The sequence below is a fragment of the Neisseria bergeri genome (genome assembly GCA_003044455.1).
In the GTDB taxonomy this organism is placed as follows: Bacteria; Pseudomonadota; Gammaproteobacteria; order Burkholderiales; family Neisseriaceae; genus Neisseria; species Neisseria bergeri.
Window position 1 is genome coordinate 136159 of the sequence record POWY01000003.1, and the last position, 21350, is coordinate 157508.

At 53.6% G+C, this 21350-nt stretch carries 21 protein-coding genes and 1 pseudogene; 8 read left to right on the forward strand and 14 right to left on the reverse strand.

Annotated features, from left to right (window positions below):
* Positions 1-3: 3 nt before the first annotated feature.
* A complete protein-coding gene (locus DBY86_RS05095; RefSeq protein ID WP_199901051.1) occupies positions 4-633 on the reverse strand; it encodes a CadD family cadmium resistance transporter in 630 nt (209 codons plus the stop codon).
* Between the two features lie 314 nt (positions 634-947).
* Positions 948-1163, reverse strand: coding sequence for a 50S ribosomal protein L31 (gene rpmE, locus DBY86_RS05100; protein ID WP_003713538.1), 216 nt, complete (start codon positions 1161-1163; stop codon positions 948-950).
* Between the two features lie 135 nt (positions 1164-1298).
* On the opposite strand from rpmE, the gene DBY86_RS05105 reads away from it, so the two are divergent.
* A complete protein-coding gene (locus tag DBY86_RS05105; protein WP_107819153.1) occupies positions 1299-1814 on the forward strand; it encodes an acyltransferase in 516 nt (171 codons plus the stop codon).
* A gap of 225 nt (positions 1815-2039) precedes the next feature.
* Here the strand turns inward: DBY86_RS05105 and DBY86_RS05110 are convergent, their stop codons facing one another.
* The 9 genes from DBY86_RS05110 to DBY86_RS05150 all read right to left on the reverse strand — a co-directional run bounded on the left by DBY86_RS05110 (position 2040) and on the right by DBY86_RS05150 (position 7344).
* The gene (locus DBY86_RS05110; RefSeq protein ID WP_107819154.1) at positions 2040-2528 is read right to left on the reverse strand and encodes a peroxiredoxin family protein; all 489 of its coding nucleotides are present in this window, start codon (positions 2526-2528) and stop codon (positions 2040-2042) included.
* The gene (locus DBY86_RS05115; protein WP_234403391.1) at positions 2525-2908 is read right to left on the reverse strand and encodes an acyl-CoA thioesterase; all 384 of its coding nucleotides are present in this window, start codon (positions 2906-2908) and stop codon (positions 2525-2527) included. Before DBY86_RS05115 ends, DBY86_RS05110 begins: the two co-directional genes overlap by 4 nt.
* Positions 2908-3270 carry a hypothetical protein gene (locus tag DBY86_RS05120; protein ID WP_002229974.1) on the reverse strand — a complete coding sequence of 121 codons (363 nt, stop codon included), beginning with the start codon at positions 3268-3270 and terminating at the stop codon, positions 2908-2910. Before DBY86_RS05120 ends, DBY86_RS05115 begins: the two co-directional genes overlap by 1 nt.
* 124 nt (positions 3271-3394) lie before the next feature.
* Positions 3395-4222, reverse strand: a complete 828-nt coding sequence (locus DBY86_RS05125; protein WP_096108915.1) for an MlaA family lipoprotein — start codon at positions 4220-4222, stop codon at positions 3395-3397.
* Positions 4219-4497, reverse strand: a complete 279-nt coding sequence (locus tag DBY86_RS05130) for an STAS domain-containing protein (protein WP_096108914.1) — start codon at positions 4495-4497, stop codon at positions 4219-4221. Before DBY86_RS05130 ends, DBY86_RS05125 begins: the two co-directional genes overlap by 4 nt.
* A 50-nt stretch (positions 4498-4547) precedes the next feature.
* Positions 4548-5138, reverse strand: coding sequence for an MlaC/ttg2D family ABC transporter substrate-binding protein (locus DBY86_RS05135; protein WP_107819155.1), 591 nt, complete (start codon positions 5136-5138; stop codon positions 4548-4550).
* Between the two features lie 33 nt (positions 5139-5171).
* The gene (mlaD, locus tag DBY86_RS05140) at positions 5172-5669 is read right to left on the reverse strand and encodes an outer membrane lipid asymmetry maintenance protein MlaD (protein WP_107819156.1); all 498 of its coding nucleotides are present in this window, start codon (positions 5667-5669) and stop codon (positions 5172-5174) included.
* Positions 5670-5719: 50 nt separating this feature from the next.
* Positions 5720-6496: a lipid asymmetry maintenance ABC transporter permease subunit MlaE gene (mlaE, locus tag DBY86_RS05145; RefSeq protein WP_002218077.1), complete on the reverse strand. Its 777-nt coding sequence runs from the start codon at positions 6494-6496 to the stop codon at positions 5720-5722.
* A 47-nt stretch (positions 6497-6543) separates the two neighbouring features.
* Positions 6544-7344, reverse strand: coding sequence for an ABC transporter ATP-binding protein (locus DBY86_RS05150; protein WP_003676043.1), 801 nt, complete (start codon positions 7342-7344; stop codon positions 6544-6546).
* 177 nt (positions 7345-7521) lie between these two features.
* Here DBY86_RS05150 and DBY86_RS05155 point away from each other — a divergent pair, with 177 nt between their 5' ends.
* Positions 7522-8436, forward strand: a complete 915-nt coding sequence (locus DBY86_RS05155) for a helix-turn-helix transcriptional regulator (RefSeq protein ID WP_107819157.1) — start codon at positions 7522-7524, stop codon at positions 8434-8436.
* Positions 8437-8543: 107 nt separating this feature from the next.
* Complete coding sequence (gene aldA, locus DBY86_RS05165) at positions 8544-9986, forward strand: aldehyde dehydrogenase (RefSeq protein ID WP_107819159.1); 1443 nt, start codon at positions 8544-8546, stop codon at positions 9984-9986.
* Positions 9987-10067: 81 nt separating this feature from the next.
* Here the strand turns inward: aldA and ppk2 are convergent, their stop codons facing one another.
* Entirely contained in the window at positions 10068-10997 is a 930-nt protein-coding gene (gene ppk2 / locus DBY86_RS05170; RefSeq protein WP_003676037.1) for a polyphosphate kinase 2, read from the reverse strand.
* Between the two features lie 167 nt (positions 10998-11164).
* On the opposite strand from ppk2, the gene DBY86_RS05175 reads away from it, so the two are divergent.
* On the forward strand, positions 11165-13051 hold the full coding sequence (locus tag DBY86_RS05175) for a bifunctional anthranilate synthase component I family protein/class IV aminotransferase (protein WP_107819160.1): 1887 nt from the start codon (positions 11165-11167) through the stop codon (positions 13049-13051).
* A gap of 60 nt (positions 13052-13111) precedes the next feature.
* Here the strand turns inward: DBY86_RS05175 and DBY86_RS05180 are convergent, their stop codons facing one another.
* The gene (locus DBY86_RS05180) at positions 13112-14629 is read right to left on the reverse strand and encodes a surface lipoprotein assembly modifier (RefSeq protein WP_107819161.1); all 1518 of its coding nucleotides are present in this window, start codon (positions 14627-14629) and stop codon (positions 13112-13114) included.
* 176 nt (positions 14630-14805) lie between these two features.
* Here DBY86_RS05180 and hupA point away from each other — a divergent pair, with 176 nt between their 5' ends.
* Positions 14806-15834 carry a haemoglobin-haptoglobin-utilization protein HupA gene (gene hupA, locus DBY86_RS05185; RefSeq protein ID WP_107819162.1) on the forward strand — a complete coding sequence of 343 codons (1029 nt, stop codon included), beginning with the start codon at positions 14806-14808 and terminating at the stop codon, positions 15832-15834.
* Between the two features lie 30 nt (positions 15835-15864).
* Entirely contained in the window at positions 15865-18297 is a 2433-nt protein-coding gene (hupB, locus tag DBY86_RS05190; protein ID WP_107819163.1) for a haemoglobin-haptoglobin-utilization protein HupB, read from the forward strand.
* Between the two features lie 918 nt (positions 18298-19215).
* Here hupB and mnmE read toward each other — a convergent pair.
* Complete coding sequence (gene mnmE / locus DBY86_RS05205; RefSeq protein WP_107819164.1) at positions 19216-20562, reverse strand: tRNA uridine-5-carboxymethylaminomethyl(34) synthesis GTPase MnmE; 1347 nt, start codon at positions 20560-20562, stop codon at positions 19216-19218.
* 130 nt (positions 20563-20692) lie between these two features.
* Between mnmE and DBY86_RS13315 the strand changes: the two genes are divergently transcribed.
* Positions 20693-20848 (forward strand): hypothetical protein, encoded by a 156-nt coding sequence (locus DBY86_RS13315; protein WP_199901052.1) that lies wholly within the window; start codon positions 20693-20695, stop codon positions 20846-20848.
* Positions 20845-21277, forward strand: a pseudogene (locus DBY86_RS05210) (DUF2335 domain-containing protein). Before DBY86_RS13315 ends, DBY86_RS05210 begins: the two are co-directional and overlap by 4 nt.
* Positions 21278-21350: the final 73 nt, after the last annotated feature.

Here is a 21350-nt window from a genome sequence, read left to right on the forward strand (position 1 = left end):
TTTTCATAATATTTTTTCCCGGCCCAACACAGTCCATAGCATATCAAAACTGTTGTTTCCAATCAGGATATATATCCCCAATCCTAAATAAACAACGGCAACAAACCATCTGCTATATTTTTCCAAAGTTTCTCCGACAGAAGGGACTTGTGCCAATTTTTGGGCAGAAAAAACCAAGAGATAAATCATGACTAGAAAGGTAAGTAAAGCCACTATCAAATTCGCTAAATTTAAGGTAGTAAAATATGGGACAAAGACACCAATATTGTCAGCACCACAACTTGCAAAAGTAATCATAGCGACTAGAAAAATCAGGTTTTTATTATCTTTGCGCAAACCCTCTTTGGCAATAGCCTCTCCATCAGAATCTCCTAAAAGCAAAACTTTGATGCCTAGGAAAATTGGAATAAAGCCGAGCAAACCTAAAATCTCTTTACTAGGAATATAATCTAAGACAAATGCAAAAAGCAAACTTAGCAATATCAGACTAACAGAGCCTAGAAATTGTCCTAAATAGATGTTAATGATGTCTTTTCTGCTTTTTCTTTTGGCAAAAAATAACATTAGGATAATAAGTAAGTCTACGGCTGTCCCAGAATACAGGATTATTGAAGTAACGACATTTTGAATCATAAAACATCTCATTCAAATATATTTTTGAATGTATTCAAACATTAAACCTTGTAGATGTCAACTTCAACCCCGTCAAAATATAGTGGATTAACAAAAACCAGTACGGCGTTGCCTCGTCTTAGCTCAAAGAGAACGATTCTCTAAGGTGCTGAAGCACCAAGTGAATCGGTTCCGTACTATTTGTACTGTCTGCGGCTTCGTCGCCTTGTCCTGATTTTTGTTAATCCACTATATAGATAAGAAGTCAGTGTGCCAAATATTAAAAAGCCCTGCCATCGAAATGATGGCAGGGCTTAATTCTTGCAAAGCGGCAATCAGCGTTTGAACAGGTTGCCGAATTTGTTGTTGAATTTGTCCACGCGGCCGGTGGTATCGACGATTTTTTGGGTGCCGGTATAGAACGGGTGGCACAGGGAGCAAACCTCGATGTTGAAGTTTTCTTTTTCCATCGCGGATTTGGTTACAAATTTGTTGCCGCAAGAGCAGGTAACGTTAACTTCGTGGTAGTTCGGGTGAATACCTTGTTTCATTTGATTTCCTTTCAAAAAAGCGGGCATAGGGGATGTACCTATGCTACAGACAAGTTCGACATTCTCTCTATTTTCTGTTGTTACGTCAAGAGTATATTCGATAAAATGCAAAAAGGTTACTCTGAAGGAGGTTTTATGAGGGTGAAGTTTTTTTCCCTGCTGCTGCGCTTCGCCGGTTCCCTATTGCCGCCGTCTCATATGCGCGGCATCGGCATCATCGGCAAAAGCGTACGCGTATTTCTGGCACGGCGGGTTTCTCCGCATATCGGACGCGGAGTCAATATCGAACGCGGGGCGTATGTGTTTCCGGATACGGTTTTGGGCGACGGCTCGGGCATCGGGGTAAACTGTGAAATCTGCCGTGGGCTGGTGGTTGGCAAAAATGTGATGATGGGGCCGGAATGCCTGTTCTATTCAACCAACCACAAGTTTGACCGTGAAAACAAACGCTTTGAGGGCTACACGGAAATCCGTCCGATTACGTTGGAGGACGATGTCTGGCTGGGGCGCAGGGTGATTGTGATGGCGGGCGTAACCGTCGGACGCGGTTCGGTCGTGGGCGCAGGCGCGGTGGTTACAAAAGACATTCCGCCCTACTCTTTGGCGGCAGGCAATCCGGCAGTGGTGAAAAAGAATCTGCTGGATGATTAAATGCCGTCTGAACGTGTCGGGGCGGATAATCTATAGTGGATTAACAAAAATCAGGACAAGGCGATAAAGCCGCAGACAGTACAAATGATTTACTTGGTGCTTCAGCACCTTAGAGAATCGTTCTCTTTGAGCTAAGGCGAGGCAACGCTGTACTGGTTTTTGTTAATCCACTATAAAAAAACAGGAACATCGTTCCTGCTTTTTTTTGCGCTTCAGACGGCATCGCTATTGTGCCAGCGCGGTATCGATTTCTTGGTAGAGTTTGCCGAAATCGGGTTCGCCGACATAAGTTTTGAGAATTTCTCCTTTTTTGCCGATAAGGACGGAAGTTGGATAAACCTGTGTGCCGAACGCCTGTCCGACGGCTTTATCCGCATCATACATGACGGCAAACGGCAAACCGTAGTCTTTGACATATTGGCGGACGCTTTCTATCGGATCGATGGGCTGGGCAACGGCGAGGACTTGGAAATCTTTATTTTTGTAGTCGTTTGCCGTTTTGATGACTTTGGGCATTTCGCTCACACAACCCGGACAGGAGGGAAACCAAAAATTAATCAGGGTTACTTTGCCTTGCAGGTCGGCGTTGGAAACGGTTTTTCCGTGCAGGTCGGGCAGGGAGAAGGCGGGCGCGGTTTTGCTGTCGGGGGTGAGGACGATGGCAAGGAGGATGCCGATCAGTGCGACGGCGGCGGCGGTGAGTATTTTTTTCATTCGGACAAGGCTTCCAGTGCGCGGGCAAGGGTGGCGGGCAGGCTGACGGTGCGTTGTGTGGCGGCGTGGACGGGCATCAGGGTGATGTCGGCTTCTGCGGCGGTTTTGCCGTTTGGCAGTGTAATCTTCTGAGTCAGCACAATGCGGCGCGTACCCGGGGTTTTCAGACGGCATGAAAACTGCAATACGTCGCCTTCGACGGCGGGACGGCTGTATCGGATGTCGATGCGGGCGACAATCAGTATGAGGCCTGCCAACTCGTGCAGCAGTCCGCGTTCTTCAAAAAACGCCCAGCGCGCTTCTTCGAGAAATTCGAGGTAGCGCGCATTGTTGACATGACCGTAGCCGTCGAGATGGTAGTTGCGGACGGTCAGCTTCATCAGTTCAGGTTGATGGGTTGGAAGGCTTCGCGGGCAAGCGGTTCGTGTTCGAGGTCGGTGATGACGGTAGAAAGCTGGATGTCGAACCATTCGTTGAAAATGTCGGCATCGAGCGCAGGCCACTCGCGTTCGTCTTCGCACCAGTCGGCAAGTTCGGCGGCGAAAATGTCTTCAAAACGGGCTTCGATTTCGTCCCATACTTCGTCGGCGGTTTCACACGGGCGGACAAGGTAGGAATTGGCATCGGCTTGGATGTCTTCGAGGGTCAGTCCGTCGAGGTGGTTGCCCGGCAGGGTTTGCAGCCAGTTCCAGAAGGGTTCAAGCGGAATGAGGACGAATACGCTGCGGTTGACTTCGTACATGGTTTTTCCTTTGCTGTCGCGCGGTATGCGCAAAAAAGGGATTATAGCCCAATCTGTAGTGTCGGACTGTCCGTTCCGACAGAAGGGAATGCCGTCCGAACACGGATTTTCAGACGGCATGGCTTTAGGGTTGTGTTCCGGGTTGCGTTTCGGCTTCCCCTGCTGCTTCTGCCTGTGTTTCGGATACGGAATCTTCTTGAACGGCAGTTTCCGCCGCCCCGGTTTCGGCACTTTCGACCAATTCGTCGATGTCGATGTTATCTTCCGTACCTTCGGCAGGTGTTGCACCGGTCTGCCGCGCGCGGACCTTCATATAGAAATCGCGCATATAACTGTATTTGTCGATGGCGGCATCATCAAGGCTGTCGGTCAAATCGAGCAGGCCTTCGCGGGTGCTGACGGCGGAGGCGGCAGCCGTACCCCAACGTCCGGCGGGGGTGCGGAAGACGATATTCTTGGGCGGGTAAACGGAGGTAATGCCCGTGCCGAGCGCGTCGCGGACGGTGGACGGCCCTAAGACGGGCAGCACGAAATAATTGCTGTTTTTCCATCCCCACGAGGCAAACGTGTCGCCCAAAGTGTTTTTATTGTCGGGAACGCCGCCCGCGCCGGCGATGTCGATCAGTCCGCCCAAACCGAAGGTGGTATTGATGCCGACGCGAACGAGGTCTTCGCTTGCGCGTTTGATGTCCAAGCGCAAGATATTGCTGCCGAAGCTGACCACATCGCGCAGGTTGTTAAAAAAATTGGACACGCCGGCGCGGACGGGTTTCGGCGTGACTTTGCGGTAGCCGCGCGCGGCAGGAGCAAAAATGTAGCGGTCGGCGCGGTCGTTAAACTTGCTGACGGCGCGGTTGTAGCCTTCATAAGGGTCGGCAGGACGGGTTTCTGCAAATGAAGGGGCAGAAGCGAACCCGATCAGCAGGAGGACGGCGTAGGCGGTTTTTTTCATGATTTCAACCAGTCTTTGATTTCGTACAGTTCGGACAGCGCGCGCACGGATTCGGGAATGCCGGTCAGCCTGACGCTGCCTTTGCAGCCGCGCAGCACTTCGAGCAGCAGCGACACGCAGGCGGAATCGGCACGTTTGACACCGCCGAAATCGACGGCAATGGTTTCTTTCAGACGGCATTGCTGCCGGAAACGCTCAAATGCGTCCCCGGTCAGGGTTTTGACGGTTATGTCGCCGCCGATGTGCAGTGTTCCGTTGTTGAGTTCTGTATGCATAGCGTTTGCTCGGAAAACCCATACCGCCCTCGGACGGTATGGTTTGTCGGTTATTTGCCGCCGTTTTTGGCTTTCAACTCGGCAATCAGCCCGTCGATGCCTTTCGCTTTGATGATTTCGCCGAATTGGTTGCGGTACACGGTAACCAGGCTCGCTCCTTCGATGGCGACGTTGTAGGCACGGTATTTGCCGCCGTTTTGGTAGGTGGTGAAGTCCATATTGACGGCTTGCTGCCCGGAAAGCCTGATTTCGGCGCGGACGATGATTTCTTTGCCGCCTTTATTGACGACGGGGTTGTCTTTGATATTGACGTTGGCGTTTTTGAATTTCAGCATCGTGCCGGAATAGGTGCGGATCAGCAGGGTTTGAAATTCTTTGGCCAACGCTTGTTTTTGCGCGTCGGACGCGGTGCGCCAAGGGTTGCCGACCGCCAGTGCGGTCATGCGTTGGAAATCGAAATAAGGGGTCGCGTAGGCTTCGGCTTTTTGGCGGGCGGTAACGGCATCGCCGCTTTTTAAGATACTCAATACCTGGGTGGCGTTTTGACGGATTTGGTTTACCGCGTCAGCAGGGGCGGCAACCGCCATACCGATGCTCAAAATACCGATGCACAGTGCGCCGATAAGGGAGGTTTTTTTCATGATTCAGTGTCCTATAAATATGGTGTTGTACGTTTATTCGGCGGTTTTTGCCGCATCGTTGCCGCCCGCCGCGTTTTTCTCGGCGAAGCCGGTCATGAATTTGCCGATCAGGTTTTCCAAAACAATGGCGGAGCTGGTAACGGAAATGGTATCGCCTGCGGCAAGATTCTCGGTGTCGCCGCCTTGTTGCAGACCGATATATTGTTCGCCCAATAGGCCGGAAGTCAGGATTTGTGCGGAAACGTCGCTGCTGAACTGATATTTGCCGTCCAAATCGAGGCGGACTTTCGCCTGATAGGATTTCGGATCAAGCCCGATAGCGCCGACGCGTCCGACCAATACGCCTGCGGATTTGACGGGGGCATTGACCTTCAAACCGCCGATGTCGCCGAAATCGGCATAAACGGCGTAGGTTTTGTCCGAACCGCCGAACGCCGCGCCGCCCGCCACGCGGAAAGCGAGGAAGGCAACCGCCGCCGCGCCGATCAGGACGAACAGTCCGACCCAAAATTCCAATACGTTCTTTTTCATTAAAGTTCCTTGAATATCCGATGTTCCGCGTTTCGTCTTCAGACGGCCTGTCAATCTGTAAACATCCACGCGGTCAATATAAAATCGACCGCCAAAATCGTCAGGGCGGACGAAACCACCGTACGCGTGCTGGCGCGCAAAATGCCTTCCGAGGTCGGGACGCAGTGGAAGCCCTGATGCACGGCAATCAGCGTTACCGCCACGCCGAACGCGGCGGACTTAATCAGACCGTTGATTACGTCGTAGTGTATCGTAATGTTGTTCTGCATTTGCGACCAGAAAATACCGCTGTCCAAGCCCAGCCAGCTCACGCCGACCAGATACGCGCCGAAGATGCCCGCCACGTTAAAAATCGAAGCCAAAAGCGGCATAGAGAACACGCCCGCCCAAAAGCGCGGGGCAACCACGCGGGCGACGGGGTTTACCGCCATCACGTTCATCGCTTCGAGCTGTTCGGTCGTTTTCATCAAACCGATTTCGCTGGTCATCGCACCGCCCGCGCTGCTGGCAAACAAAATCGCCGCCAACACGGGACCCAGTTCGCGCAACAGCGAAGCCGCGACCATATAGCCCAAAATATCGGCGGATTTGAATTTCGACAACTGCGTATAGCCCTGCAAACCCAAGACCATGCCGACAAACAGCCCCGAAACGGCAACAATCAGCACCGACAGCACGCCGGCGAAATACACTTGGCGCACGCTCAGGCGCGGACGGACGAAAGCCGTACCGGATTTCGCCAGAATATTCAGCAGAAACAGCGTGATACTGCCGAGAGATTGAATAAGGCCGAGGGTTTTCGCCCCGACGGAACGGATAAAATTCATAAATTTCTATATGTAAAGTTCAACTGTTTCAGACGGCATCAACTCATTTATCCCAACAGGTCCTGATGTAACGACGTTTGCGCCGGATAACGGTATGCTACGGGGCCGTCTGCCAGCCCGCCGACAAACTGGCGCACCCAAGGCGAATCCAGTTCGCGCATTTCCTGCGGCGAGCCGGAGAACATAATTTCGCCGTGCGCCAAGAAAATCACCTGATCGACGATTTCCAAAGATTTTTCAATGTCGTGCGTTACCATAATACTGGTCGAACGCAAAGCCTTGTTGACGCGGCTGATCAAGTGGGCAATCACGCCCAAGGAAATCGGATCGAGGCCGGTAAACGGCTCGTCGTACAACATGATTTCAGGGTCGAGTGCAATCGTGCGGGCAAGCGCGACGCGGCGCGACATCCCACCGGACAACTCGGACGGCATCAGGTTTTCCACACCGCGCAGACCGACCGCGTTCAGTTTCAACAAAACCAAATCTCGAATCACCGCTTCCGGCAGTTGCGTCAGTTCGCGCATCGGAAAAGCAATATTGTCAAATACAGACAAATCGGTAAACAGTGCGCCGTGTTGGAACAACACACCCATACGGCGGCGGTGTTCATACAACTCGTCAGCCGAAAAGCCCGCCAAATCCCGTCCTTCAATCAAAACCTGCCCGGACTGCGGACGAATCTGTCCTGTAATCAGCCTCATCAGCGTGGTTTTGCCGCTGCCCGAACCGCCCATTACGGCAGCAAAATTGCCTTGCGGAATACTGAAATTGATGTTCTTCAGAATCGGGCGGTCGCCATACGCAAAGGCGACATCTTTCATTTCGATAAAAGGGAAGGGACTCATGTGCAGGCAAAACGATAGGTTTGACGGCGTGTATTTTAAGGCTTATCGGAAAGACGGGCAATTTTCAGACGGCATACGGACGGTAAGTGTTGTGAAAATGCCGTGCCCCGGCAGCGGATTGTTTACCGAAGTGAAAAATGTTATCTTTCAAATGATAATTTTTCTCAAGAAATAACCATGGCAGAAGAATATTTGAACAGCAGCCAATTCGTCAACCTGGTTAACAGCGGGGGCGGAGATTATGTCGAAGGCAGCTACCGTTTCGATACTTTGTCCAACGGCATTTCCATCCACGGCGGCACGGTAACAGCACGGTGTGATTTTTGCAGCAGCCGCCTCACCGAACCTTATGTGTCGTTCGTGCTTTTGCTGGAAGGCTCTTTGAACTTCGGCATCAACCGGAGCCGATTCCAAATCGATGCGGACGGCGGCAAGGTCATCCTGATTTCAGTCGGGGAAGAAGTCCTGTTCAGCCGCTATCTTTATCGCGGCGGCAAAACGGTCAAAATGACAATTAAAGGTATGGAGCAATGGCTACTGCGTCCGGAGTATGCGGGTTTTACACCCATACTTTACCGCGAACCGGTCAGAATATGGGATTTGTCACCAAATCTGCGCGGCTTGGCAGCATCTTGCCTGCAACCTGCCCCAAGGGGGCATTTGGGCGAAACATTGCGCCGCGAGGCAGACGTTTTGCGGCTGCTGTCGGATTTGTGGAACATGGTGTCGGACAGCATCGGGCCGGCAGCAGGAGAAACGGCGGAAGTAAACACCATGCCGTCTGAAAACTTCAGCCGTATCCTGAACGGGGCATTTGCCAACGGCGCACACCATGTCAACCGGCTGACAGATGCGCTGAACATCAGCGAAAGGACGCTGCAACGCCGCATGCGCGACCATTTCGGCATTACCGCAAGCGAGTGGCTGCACCACAAACAAATGCAGCACGCGCTCTATCTGTTGCAAAACGGGGGGAAAAGCATAGGCGAAACCGCATATTTATGCGGCTACCGCCACGTTTCCAGCTTTACTCAGGCATTCAGGCAATATTTCGGCAGCACGCCTGCGGAAACCAAAAAAGAAAACCGGTAAGCCGCATTTAATTTAAAACCCGAAATCTGCATGTAAAGAAACTTGTACGGTAATTTATTTGGGAATAAACTAAAACTACATCTGACTACAAAACTGGAGAACCCTAAATGAAACAATTGGCCATGTACATCAACGGACGCTTTGAAAACGACTTCAACGGCGAATGGCGCGACGTATTGAACCCATCCACCGAAGAAACCATCGCCCGCGAACCCAAAGGCGGCAAAGCGGACGTTGACCGCGCCGTAGCGGCGGCGCGTGCGGCGCAACCGGCATGGGAGCGTCTGCCTGCGGTCGAACGCGGCGCGTATTTGCGCAAAATCGCCCAAGGCATACGCGGACGCGCCGACGAGCTGACCGACACCATCGTTGCCGAAGGCGGCAAAACCAAAGACTTGGCGCGCGTGGAAGTGATGTTCACCGCCGACTATCTCGATTACCAAGCCGAATGGGCGCGCCGTTACGAAGGCGAAATCATCCAAAGCGACCGCCCGCGCGAAAACATTTTATTGTTCAAACGTCCGCTGGGCGTCGTGGCAGGCATTTTGCCGTGGAACTTCCCCTTCTTCCTGATTGCCCGCAAAATGGGCCCGGCTTTGGTAACGGGCAATACCATCGTCGTCAAACCCAGCAGCGTAACCCCGATCAACTGCCACATCTTCGCCGAAATCGTCGATGCGGTCGGACTGCCCGCAGGCGTGTTCAACGTAGTGAACGGTCCGGGTGCGGAAATCGGCAATGCCTTGTCCGCCCATCCGCAAGTCGATATGGTCAGCCTGACCGGCTCCGTCGAAGCAGGCCGCCAAGTGATGGAAGCCGCTTCTACCAACATCACCAAAGTTTCGCTGGAACTCGGCGGCAAAGCCCCCGCCATCGTGTTGAAAGACGCGGATTTGGACTTGGCGGTGAAATCCATCTTGGCTTCTCGCGTCGGCAACACCGGTCAAATCTGCAACTGCGCCGAGCGCGTCTATGTCCACAGCAGCCTGAAAGACGCGTTTATCGAAAAAATGACCGCCGCCATGAAAGGCGTGCGCTACGGCAACCCTGCCGAAGCCGAAGCAGGCGCGCTGGAAATGGGCCCGCTGATTGAAGAACGCGCCGTCAAAGCCGTTGCCGAAAAAGTGGAACGGGCAGTCAAACAAGGTGCGAAACTGGTCTGCGGCGGCAAACGCGCTGAAGGACGCGGCTATTTCTTCGAGCCGACCCTGCTGACCGACACCGACAACAGTATGGACATTATGAAAGAAGAAACCTTCGGCCCCGTTCTGCCCGTTTCCGCTTTCGACACGCTCGACCAAGTCATCGCACTGGCTAACGATTGCGAGTTTGGTCTGACCAGTTCTGTTTATACGACTAATTTAAACGAAGCCTTCTACGTTACCCGCCGCCTGCAATTCGGCGAAACCTACATCAACCGCGAAAACTTTGAAGCGATGCAGGGCTTCCACGCCGGTTGGAAAAAATCCGGTATCGGCGGCGCGGACGGCAAACACGGTTTGGAAGAATATCTGCAAACCCAAGTCGTTTATCTGGAAACCGATATTTAATACCGCTTTGAAACCCCGATAGAAAATGCCGTCTGAACCCGATTTCAAGTTCAGACGGCATTTTTACAGTTTCACCGGTAATCAGTCATGACCGATATCGATGGTTTTCTCTTTGTAACGCGTATCGGGAACAAGAACGATTTTATCGTCCACTTTGCCGATGGCTTTCACGTCTTTGCCCGGATAGTCAAGCTGATGCAGGAAGTAGCGGATACAGTTCAAACGGGCGCGTTTTTTGTCGTCGGAACGGATGATGACCCAAGGCGCGTCGCCGGTGTGGGTATGAAAGAACATGGCGTTTTTAGCTTCGGTGTAGTCGTCCCAACGGTCGAGCGACTGGATATCCACGGGGGAAAGTTTCCAGTGTTTCAGGGGGTCGTCGCGGCGGGAGATGAAGCGGCGCAGTTGTTCTTCACGGGATACGGAGAACCAGAATTTAAACAGATGGATGCCACTGGCAACGAGCATACGCTCTAATTCGGGAGTTTGGCGCATAAAGAGCATATATTCGTTGGGTTCGCAGAAGCCCATCACGCGTTCTACGCCGGCACGGTTGTACCATGAGCGGTCGAAGAACACCATTTCGCCTGCAGTCGGCAGATTTTGAACATAGCGTTGGAAATACCATTGTCCGCGTTCGGTAGTGGTTGGTTTCTCCAAAGCAACCACGCGCGCGCCACGCGGATTTAAATGTTCCATAAAACGTTTGATGGTACCGCCCTTACCTGCCGCGTCCCGGCCTTCAAACAGACTGACGATGCGTTGGCCGGAATCTTTAACCCAGCTTTGCACTTTCAGCAGCTCGATTTGCAGTTTGGCTTTTTCGGCTTCGTATACGGCACGGCGCATACGTTTGCGGTAGGGGTAGTTTTCGGGCAGCGGGGCTGTGCCGGAATCTTCGGCAGAACCTTTGCCTTCATGTTCCAAAACAGCTTTTTCAAATACTTGGAGCTGGTCTTGCTTTTCGCCCAATTCCACACTTTCAAACGGTTGCAGCTGGTGGTCTGTCATAAAGGTCTCCTTATTGTATTTCAGGTTGGAAATCGAAATTTGTTTTCACAATTTTACACCTTCGCCCCCACTTTCTCTACATAAAATTACATTTTGCCGATATTTGCCGAATCGTCTAAAAATATGTGTAAAAAGGGCGTATAATCAAACCATTTGACTGAACCGCCATGCCCTATTTCGCCCTATTTGACGATGCCGTAAGCGGCCGCGCAAAACGCTATCAAAATCATGTAGAAAGCCGTTTTTTCCGTCCCGAAGAACTCGATGCTTTGGACGGCGCGCTGCAAAAGGGCTGGCAAAAAGGGCTGCATGCCGTGTTGTTTGCAGACTACGAATTCGGTTTGCCGCTGACGGGGGTTGAGTCCGAGCGCGGCGGCAATCTTGCCCTGCATTGGTTTGCCGACTGCGCCGACATCGATGCCGCAAGCTGGCTTGCCCGACATTCAGACGGCCTCCCCGCCGGCATTTCCACGCCGCAATCCTCCGTATCCGAAACCGATTATCTCGACCGCATCCGCCAAATCCACGAAGCCATCCGGCGCGGCGACACCTATCAAATCAACTACACCACCCGCCTGCACCTGCAAGCCTACGGCAATCCCATCAACCTCTACCGCCGCCTGCGCCAGCCCGTCCCCTATGCCGTTTTGTCCCACCTGCCCGATGCGGAAGGGCAATCCGCGTGGACGCTGTGTTTCTCGCCCGAACTCTTCCTCAAAATCGGTTCGGACGGCATCATCAGCACCGAACCGATGAAAGGCACCGCGCCGATTTTGGGCGACGGACAAGACGAACGCCGCGCCGCCGAGTTGCAAGCCGACCCGAAAAACCGCGCCGAAAACGTGATGATTGTCGATTTGCTGCGCAACGACCTCGGCAAAATCGCCCAAACCGGCAAAGTATGCGTACCCGAGCCGTTTAAAGTGTCGCGTTTCGGCAGCGTTTGGCAGATGACCAGCACCATCCAAGCCCAAGCCTTGCCGCACATCACCGTCGCCGACATCCTCCGCGCCGCCTTCCCCTGCGGCAGCATCACCGGCGCGCCCAAAAAAATGAGTATGCAGATTATCGAAACGCTCGAAACCGAAGCGCGCGGACTTTATACGGGCAGCATCGGCTATTTGAACCCGTGTTCCGGCGGCTTGGGGTTTGAAGGCATATTCAACGTCGTTATCCGCACCTTGTCGCTCAAACCCGCTTCAAACCCGGCTTCAGACGGCATTGTTTCAGGCATCGGCAGCCCAGATTCAAACGTGCAAGCCCGAACGGCAGGGCAAGGCGGGGCAACGCCGTACCGGTTTCAAGTTCATCCACTCTATCAAGGGGTGTACGGTGTCGGTTCCGGCATCGTCATCGACAGCGACCCCGCCGCCGAATATCGGGAATGCGGCTGGAAAGCCCGTTTCCTCAACGAATTGCGCCCCGATTTCGGCATCTTCGAAACCATGCGCGCGGAAAACGGACGCTGCACCCTGCTCGACCGCCACCTATGCCGTCTGAAAACCTCCGCCCAAGCACTCAACCTGCCCCTGCCCGACGGTTGCGAAAATCAAATCAAACAATACATTGCCGACTTGCCCGACGGCGCGTTCCGCATCAAAGCCCTGCTCGCTTCAGACGGCATCAGCCTGTCCCGCGCCGTTTTAAACCATTTGGCTGACAAACAACGCGTCATCATTTCGCCTACCATCCTGCCCGTACAAAACTACCTGCGCCGCTTCAAAACCACCCACCGCCCCCTCTTCGACCAAGCGTGGCAAACCGCCGAAACACAAGGCGCGTTCGACAGCCTGTTTTTCAATTCAGACGGCATCCTGCTCGAAGGCGGCAGAAGCAACGTGTTCGTCAAATACCAAGGACAATGGCTTACGCCCTCTTTAGATTTAGACATTTTAAACGGCATAATGCGCCAAGCCGTGTTGGACGAACCGCAAAAATATTTGCAAACAAATCAAGTGATCGAAACACACATCACACAAAAAACACTGCAAGAAGCCGAAGAAATCCGCCTCTCCAACGCCTTGCGCGGCGTATTTGCCGCCGCCCTTGCCTGAATATGCAAAAATGCCGTCCGAACCTGTTTCCACAAGGTTCAGACGGCATTATCCCACCATTCAAAACCGCCAATCCGCCGACACAAACACCTCGCTGTTGCGGCGTTTCGCATACGGCACATTACTTTCCGTCCTGCCGAAACGATAATTTAACGCCGGCACGATACCTTTGTACGACAACTTGTCGTGGCTCAAAGCCAGCGAGACATTCCATTCGCGGTTGCGTTGCGCCTCTGTCGAGAAAGCCGCAACGCCCTTATAGTTGCGGCGGGCGTAAGACGCGGAAACCCGACTGTTCAAACCGCCCAACTGCCGCCACTCCTGCGCCCAACCGGCATAAACACCGTTGCGCCGGTAGGCGGCATTATTGACCGCGCCGCCCACCGTTTCGCGTTTCGGCACAAACCGCACAAACTGCCAGCCGCCGAACACAGTTGCCGATTCGCCCAAACGTTTTGCCGACGAAACATAAAACCCGTCCTGCCTGCCGTTATTGTATTCCGCCCTATCCTGTTCGCGGTAGCGTTGGCGGTAATGTTCCAGCGCGACCGAAAATTGCCATCCCGGGTTTGGGCGGTAAGTATGGGACAGCTGCACGCCGACTCCGTGCGCCAGCATATACGGCGGCAGGCGGCGGTTGTTTACCCGTTTTGTTTTCGCATCAAAGCCGTCGCTGCCCGACAACTGCACCTGATAAAACGGCAAAATCCCCGCCGTCTGCCGCGCATTTTTATACTGCCAACCCAAATACGCCCTGCCGAACCCGTCATCATAAGCCGATTTTTTACTGAAATAATAGCTTGTGCCGCTGATATTGGAACGGAACAACAAATAATGATTGTCCGCCAACGCCGTCAGCTTTTCCGCCTCGATTTCATAATTCAAGCCTGCCGCCCGCTCCGCCCGGCTGACACTGCATATCTGACTGCCTCCGTCTTGCCGGCAATATTGCGGCGCGGCATTATTGGCGTTTTGATTGACCGCCGGGCTGATACCGCCCGAAAAACGCCAGCCCGTCAGCCCCTCCGCTTTTTTCCGAAAACGCCCCACATTTTCCAAAACCGGCGCCGGCAAATCCAATTTTTCCGCCTCGGCAAAATGCCTTTCTGCCGACTTCAGCCGGAAATCGTCAAACTCCGCCGCCGCCAAATCCAGCAAAATCCGCTCGTCTGCCGCATTTTCCCCGTGCAGTTCCCGATACCGCGCCACCGCCTCCGCCGGCCTTCCCGCCAATTTCGCCAGCAAAGCCCGCGCCCTGCCGTACAAAACCGCGTCATAATCCGGCAGCTTGGCATACAAATCCGCCAACGAAGCGATTAAATCCGCCTGATTGCCGTTGAGCGCGTCGCGCAAACTATGTTCCAACATTTTCGGATGTGCCAACAAAAAATCCCCGTCAACCACACGCGGGGCATCATTTTCAACTTTCCAATCCGATTCCGCCCACTTATCCGACACCGACCGCTGCACCTGCAACAATGCCTTGTCATCCAAAATCGCGGGCGCATCCGCCCCATAGGCAGCAGAAACACCTGCCGCACACCAAACAACCAAAAAACCGTATCTGAAATACAACATACCCTGTCATTTACCTTTCCGGCAAACACGCCGCCGAAACACGTCAAACCATCCGAAAACAGGCAGAAAACCGTGAAAACCGGTTTTTGCATCGGCCCACAAAACAGTTGACATCATATAACATTTAAACTGATAATCAAAACTATTATTAACACATCATCAAGATTGAGTATGCGATGAAATACAAAGCCCTGTCCTTACTGCCGCTTGCCGCCGCCCTTGCCGCCTGTGCCGGGGGGGGGGTAGCCGAACCGCACGTCCCCTTCTCCATTCCCACCGCCACGCCGCTGCCCGCCGGCGAGGTAACGTTATCAAGCGATAGCAGCAACATCGAAAACATCAACACCGCCGGCACAGGAAGCACATCCGGTATTTCCATTCAGCAGCGGGAAGTAGAAAAAGAACCTTTCCCCGGCTACAAAACCAAAGAAACATCATTCATCTTCCAAACACCCGGCGGCGCGCAATACACCCTTTCATCCTACTCCGACCCCATTGTCCCCAGCTATTCCTCCCCCGACTACAAAATTCCCGACCGCTACGCCGGACAGCGGCTTGCCGACGGCAGCCGTATCTTTATCTGTTGCAGCGACTCAGGGGCAACCGGAGAAGCGGAAATTACCAAACAAGATTATATGAAATTCGGGGCGTGGATAGGCCCCAACGGCGAAATCGACCTCTTCGCCGGCGGCTTCCCCGTCGGCAAAACGCCGCCTCCTGCGTTCTCCTGGGGCAGCTCCACGACCGAAACCGCATTGTCAAAAGGCAAAATCACTTATCAGGTTTGGGGCATCCGCGTCAAAGACGGGCAATTTGTTACTTCCTCTTATACGCCGCCCAAAGGCAGCTCTTTTACCGGTTACACCAACACCCCCGTCCGTTCCTTTATCACCGCCAATTTCAACACCCAAAAACTAGCAGGCGAAATCATCGGCAACAGCGATTACGGGCCGAGTGTAGAAATTAAAGAAGCAGCGATTAACGGATTATCCTTTTCCGGCGATGCCACGTCCGGCGGCAAAACCGGCAAATTGGACGGCAAGTTTTTTGGCAAATTCAACGGCAGCTACGGCAACACCGAAACCAGCATAGGCGGCAAAATCACCTTTGACGGCGACCGCTCCCTCGATACCGTATTCGGCGGCGTGAGTTATGAAAAAAAACTTGATGACACCACTCAAGATACCAACCATCTCAAAAAATAATAATCCATCCGCTTTTAAAAAGGTTTTCTTATGCACATCCCCTTCAAGCCCGTATTGGCTGCCGCCGCCATCGCCCAAGCGTTTCCCGCCTTTGCGGCAGACCCCGCGCCGCAGTCCGCCCGAACGCTGAACGAAATCACCGTTACCGGCACGCACAAAACCCAAAAACTCGGCGAAGAAAAAATCCGCCGCAAAACCTTAGACAAGCTCTTGGTCAACGACGAACACGACCTGGTGCGCTACGACCCCGGCATTTCCGTCGTCGAAGGCGGCAGGGCGGGCTCCAACGGCTTTACCATACGCGGTGTCGATAAAGACCGCGTCGCCATCAATGTGGACGGACTGGCACAAGCAGAAAGCAGGTCGTCTGAAGCCTTCCAAGAATTGTTCGGCGCATACGGCAACTTCAATGCCAACCGCAATACTTCCGAACCCGAAAACTTCTCGGAAGTTACCATCACCAAAGGCGCGGACTCGCTCAAATCCGGCAGCGGCGCATTGGGCGGCGCAGTCAATTATCAGACCAAATCCGCAAGCGACTATGTTTCCGAAGACAAGCCCTACCATTTGGGGATAAAGGGCGGCAGCGTCGGCAAAAACAGCCAAAAGTTCAGCAGCATCACCGCCGCCGGCCGGCTCTTTGGTTTGGATGCCTTATTGGTTTATACCCGCCGCTTCGGCAAAGAAACCAAAAACCGCTCGACCGAGGGCGATGTCAAAATTGAAAACAAGGGGTATGTTTTCAGCCCAACCCAACCATTCAGCAAGTACCAGACCTATGTTGCCACAGGGGTTGCGCGCTCCCGACCCGACCCGCAAGAATGGGTAAACAAAAGCACCCTGTTCAAGCTGGGCTACAATTTCAACGACCGCAACCGCATCGGCTGGATTTTTGAAGACTCGCGCACCGACCGTTTTACCAACGAGCTGTCTAATTTGTGGGTGGGTACAATTTACTCTCCCGCGACGGGCGACTACCGCCACCGCCAAGACGTGAGCTACCGCCGCCGCACCGGCGTCGAATACAAAAACGAATTGGAACACGGCCCGTGGGACAGCCTCAAGCTGCGTTACGACAAACAACGCATCGATATGAACACTTGGACTTGGGACGTCCCGAAAAATTACGATACAAACGGCATCAACGGCGAGGTTTACCATTCGTTCCGGCACATCCGCCAAAACACCGCGCAATGGACTGCCGATTTTGAAAAACAACTCGACTTTTCCAAAGCTGTTTGGGCGGCGCAATACGGCTTGGGCGGCGGCAGGGGGGACAATGCCAACTCGGATTACAGCTATTTCGCAAAACTGTACGACCCCAAAATCCTCACGTCCAACGATGCCAAAATCACGATGCTGATCGAAAACCGGTCGAAATATAAATTTGCCTATTGGAACAATGCGTTTCACTTGGGCGGCAACGACCGCTTCCGCCTGAATGCGGGCATACGCTACGACAAAAACAGCAGCAGCGCGAAAGACAATCCGAAATACACCACCGCCATCCGAGGGCAGATTCCCCATTTGGGTTCGGAACGCGCGCACGCCGGCTTCAGCTACGGCACGGGGTTCGACTGGCGGTTTACCAAGCATCTGCACTTGTTGGCAAAATACAGCACCGGCTTCCGCGCGCCGACTTCGGACGAAACCTGGCTCTTATTCCCGCACCCCGATTTCTACCTGAAAGCCAATCCCAACCTTAAAGCCGAAAAAGCCAAAAACTGGGAATTGGGTCTGGCGGGCAGCGGCAAGGCGGGCAACTTCAAGCTCTCGGGCTTCAAAACCAAATACCGCGACTTTATCGAATTGACGTATATGGGCGTTTCGTCAGATGATCCGAACAAACCCACCTACGCCCCGCTTTCAGACGGCACGGGCACGGCATTGGTCAGCTCGCCCGTCTGGCAAAACCAAAACCGCACCGCCGCCTGGGTGAAAGGCATAGAGTTTAACGGCACTTGGAACCTCGACAGCATCGGGCTGCCCAAAGGTTTGCACACCGGCCTCAACGTCAGCTACATCAAAGGCAAGGCAACGCAAAACAACGGCAAAGAAACGCCCATCAACGCGCTTTCGCCGTGGACGGCAATTTACAGCTTGGGCTATGACGCGCCTTCCAAACGCTGGGGCATCAACGCCTACGCCACGCGCACCGCCGCCAAAAAGCCGTCCGACACCGTGCACAGCAACGACGACTTGAACAACCCCTGGCCTTATGCCAAACACAGCAAAGCCTATACGCTGTTCGACCTTGCCGCCTACCTCAATATCGGCAAACAGGTAACGCTCCGCGCCGCCGCGTACAACATTACCAACAAGCAGTACTACACTTGGGAATCTTTACGCAGCATCCGCGAGTTCGGCACGGTCAACCGCGTCGACAACAAAACCCACGCCGGCATCCAACGCTTTACCTCGCCGGGCAGGAGCTACAACTTCACGGTTGAAGCCAGGTTCTGATACAAGGCGGCAGAAGCTCCCGATAATGCAAAAGGCGGATTCACATCCGCCTTTTTTCGCCTGCCGCACCCTTTCGAGCCTGTACCAAGCCCAATCCCACGGCTCTCCGTCATTCCCACGAAAGTGGGAATCTAGAAACGCAAAGCTGCAAGAATTTATCGGAAATGACTGAAACTCAACGAACCTGGATTCCCGCCTGCGCGGGAATGACGAAGCCATCCGCACGGAAACCTGCACCACGTCATTCCCACGAAAGTGGGAATCTAGTTCGTTGAGTTCCAGTTATTTAAAATAAATTTTGAAACTTTAATCCCGTCATTCCCGCAAAAGCGGGAATCTAGGACGTAAAATCTAAAGAAACCGTTTTCCCGATAAGTTTCCGTGCCGACGGGGCTGGATTCCCGCCTGCGCGGGAATGACGGCGGAGCGGTTTCTGTTTTTTCCGATAAATTCCTAAAACTTAAAATTTCATCATTCCCACAAGAACAGAAAACCAAAAACAGAAACCTAAAATTCGTCATTCCCGCAAAAGCGGGAATCCAGTTCGCTGAGTTTCAGTTATTTAGAATAAATTTTGAAACTTTAATCCTGTCATTCCAGCGAACGCGGGAATCTAGGACGTAACATCTAAAGAAACCGTTTTCCCGATAAGTTTCCATGCCGACGGGGCTGGATTCCCGCCTGCGCGGGAATAACGATATTTCAGTTTTCTGTTTTTGATTTTTTGTTTTTACAGAAATGACGGTCTTTTCATATCGAAAAAAGTTGCCGTACCGCGCCGATAATTTCCGCCTGCGCGGAATGAAGATTTAAGCGTTGCCCGAAATTCAAAAAAACCAAAACCGAACGGATCGGATTTCCGTTTTTATGGGATAACGGAATGTTCAGCCGGACACCGCCACGATGCCTCCGACCCGCTTATTTTCCGATGCAGAACCTCGAAAAAATCACGCCGAGCAGGTCGTCCGCCGTAAACTCGCCCGTGATTTCGCCGCACGCGACCTGAGCCAAGCGCAAATGTTCCGCAAGCAGCTCGATTTGATGGTTGCCGCACAATGCCGCCAGCGACAATTCTTCCTGCGCTGCTTTGAGTGCGTTGACGTGCCGCGTCCGCGCCAAAAACAGCCCTTCGCTTTCGCCCTGCCAACCGGCCTCGCGCAACAACGTCCGTTTCAGCGCGTCCAAGCCGTCGCCAGTTTTCGCCGACAGCGCGATGACGGTTTCCGCACCCGTACCGAACCCGCCTGCCGCGTGTGCATGCAAATCGGATTTGCTATGGATTTCGATGCGTTTCAACTCCGACGGCAGCACGTCCAAAATCGCCCGTGTCTTGTCGTTCACGCCTTCGCGCGGATCGACCAACACCAGCGCGACATCGGCTTCGGATACGGCTTTGCGGCTGCGTTCGATGCCGATGCGTTCGACCACGTCGTCCGTCTCGCGCAAACCTGCCGTATCGACAATATGCACCGGAACGCCGTCAATCAGGATACGTTCCCTGACTGCGTCGCGCGTCGTTCCGGCAATATCGGTAACAATCGCCACTTCGTCGCCCGCCAACGCGTTCAGCAGGCTCGACTTGCCCACATTCGGCGCGCCGACCAATACGACATTCAGACCTTCGCGCAAAATCACGCCCTGCTGCGCGTTGGCAAGCACATCATCCACGGCGCGGCGCAAGCCGTCCAGTTTGCCGCGTGCGTCCGCCGCTTCGAGAAAATCAATGTCTTCCTCAGGAAAATCTAATGTCGCTTCGACCAGCACCCGCAAGGTAATCAAATCTTCGACCAAACCGTGTATCCGCCGCGAAAAATCGCCCTTGAGCGAGCGCAACGCCAGACGCGCCGCCGAACGGCTGGATGCGTCAATCAAATCCGCCACGCCTTCCGCCTGTGCCAAGTCCAGTTTGTCGTTCAAAAACGCACGCTTCGTAAACTCGCCCGGTTCGGCAAGGCGCGCGCCCAATTCCAAACAGCGGTTCAGCAGCATATCCATCACCACCGGCCCGCCGTGTCCCTGAAGCTCGATGACATCTTCACCCGTAAAACTTGCCGGTGCGGCAAAAAACAGCAAAAGCCCGCTGTCGATTGCCTGTCCGTCCGCGTCCGTAAAATCAGCATAGGTTGCCACGCGCGGCTTGGGCGTTTTCCCGCACAAAGCCTGCGCCATCGGCAGCAGGTTTTTCCCCGATATGCGTATCACGCCCACGCCGCCGCGCCCTGGTGCGGTAGCGACTGCCGCAATCGTTGGAACGTTATCCGACATAAAACCCCCGAAAATTCAAAACAGCCGCGATTATAGCAAATGCCGTCTGAAGTCCGACGGTTCGGCTTTCAGACGGCATAAAACCGCAAAAATGCTTGATAAACCCGTCCGCCTGACCTAATATAACCATATGAAAAAACGAAACGCATACGCCCTCCTGCTCGGTATAGGCTCGCTGTTGGGCCTGTTCCATCCCGCAAAAACCGCCATCCGCCCCAATCCCGCCGACGATCTTAAAAACATCGGCGGCGATTTTCAACGCGCCATAGAGAAAGCGCGAAAATGACCGAAAACGCACAGGACAAGGCGCGGCAGGCTGTCGAAACCGTCGTCAAATCCCCGGAGCTTGTCGAGCAAATCCTGTCCGACGAGTACGTGCAAATAATGATAGCCCGGCGTTTCCATTCGGGATCGTTGTCGCCGCCGTCCGACTTGGCGCAATACAACGACATTATCAGCAACGGGGCAGACCGCATTATGGCAATGGCGGAAAAAGAACAAGCCGTCCGGCACGAAACCATATGGCAAGACCAAACCTTCAACAGGCGCGGGCAACTGTACGGCTTCATCAGCGTCATCCTGATACTGCTTTTTTGCCGTCTTCCTCGTATGGGGCGGCTACCCCGCAACCGCCGCCTCCCTTGCCGGCGGCACAGTGGTTGCCTTGGCGGGTGCTTTCGTGATTGGAAGAAGCCGAGACCAAGGCAAAAATTAATTGCAAATCCTAGGGCGTGCTTCATATCCGCCCGACACGCCGAACCGCACATATAGGCACATCCCGTGCGCCG

Bases quoted from the DNA above. Each gene is read 5' to 3' on its own strand.
- DBY86_RS05095 (WP_199901051.1), bottom strand. From the start codon at position 633: ATGATTCAAAATGTCGTTACTTCAATAATCCTGTATTCTGGGACAGCC.
- rpmE (WP_003713538.1), bottom strand. From the start codon at position 1,163: ATGAAACAAGGTATTCACCCGAACTACCACGAAGTTAACGTTACCTGC.
- DBY86_RS05105 (WP_107819153.1), top strand. From the start codon at position 1,299: ATGAGGGTGAAGTTTTTTTCCCTGCTGCTGCGCTTCGCCGGTTCCCTA.
- DBY86_RS05110 (WP_107819154.1), bottom strand. From the start codon at position 2,528: ATGAAAAAAATACTCACCGCCGCCGCCGTCGCACTGATCGGCATCCTC.
- DBY86_RS05115 (WP_234403391.1), bottom strand. From the start codon at position 2,908: ATGAAGCTGACCGTCCGCAACTACCATCTCGACGGCTACGGTCATGTC.
- DBY86_RS05120 (WP_002229974.1), bottom strand. From the start codon at position 3,270: ATGTACGAAGTCAACCGCAGCGTATTCGTCCTCATTCCGCTTGAACCC.
- DBY86_RS05125 (WP_096108915.1), bottom strand. From the start codon at position 4,222: ATGAAAAAAACCGCCTACGCCGTCCTCCTGCTGATCGGGTTCGCTTCT.
- DBY86_RS05130 (WP_096108914.1), bottom strand. From the start codon at position 4,497: ATGCATACAGAACTCAACAACGGAACACTGCACATCGGCGGCGACATA.
- DBY86_RS05135 (WP_107819155.1), bottom strand. From the start codon at position 5,138: ATGAAAAAAACCTCCCTTATCGGCGCACTGTGCATCGGTATTTTGAGC.
- mlaD (WP_107819156.1), bottom strand. From the start codon at position 5,669: ATGAAAAAGAACGTATTGGAATTTTGGGTCGGACTGTTCGTCCTGATC.
- mlaE (WP_002218077.1), bottom strand. From the start codon at position 6,496: ATGAATTTTATCCGTTCCGTCGGGGCGAAAACCCTCGGCCTTATTCAA.
- DBY86_RS05150 (WP_003676043.1), bottom strand. From the start codon at position 7,344: ATGAGTCCCTTCCCTTTTATCGAAATGAAAGATGTCGCCTTTGCGTAT.
- DBY86_RS05155 (WP_107819157.1), top strand. From the start codon at position 7,522: ATGGCAGAAGAATATTTGAACAGCAGCCAATTCGTCAACCTGGTTAAC.
- aldA (WP_107819159.1), top strand. From the start codon at position 8,544: ATGAAACAATTGGCCATGTACATCAACGGACGCTTTGAAAACGACTTC.
- ppk2 (WP_003676037.1), bottom strand. From the start codon at position 10,997: ATGACAGACCACCAGCTGCAACCGTTTGAAAGTGTGGAATTGGGCGAA.
- DBY86_RS05175 (WP_107819160.1), top strand. From the start codon at position 11,165: ATGCCCTATTTCGCCCTATTTGACGATGCCGTAAGCGGCCGCGCAAAA.
- DBY86_RS05180 (WP_107819161.1), bottom strand. From the start codon at position 14,629: ATGTTGTATTTCAGATACGGTTTTTTGGTTGTTTGGTGTGCGGCAGGT.
- hupA (WP_107819162.1), top strand. From the start codon at position 14,806: ATGAAATACAAAGCCCTGTCCTTACTGCCGCTTGCCGCCGCCCTTGCC.
- hupB (WP_107819163.1), top strand. From the start codon at position 15,865: ATGCACATCCCCTTCAAGCCCGTATTGGCTGCCGCCGCCATCGCCCAA.
- mnmE (WP_107819164.1), bottom strand. From the start codon at position 20,562: ATGTCGGATAACGTTCCAACGATTGCGGCAGTCGCTACCGCACCAGGG.
- DBY86_RS13315 (WP_199901052.1), top strand. From the start codon at position 20,693: ATGAAAAAACGAAACGCATACGCCCTCCTGCTCGGTATAGGCTCGCTG.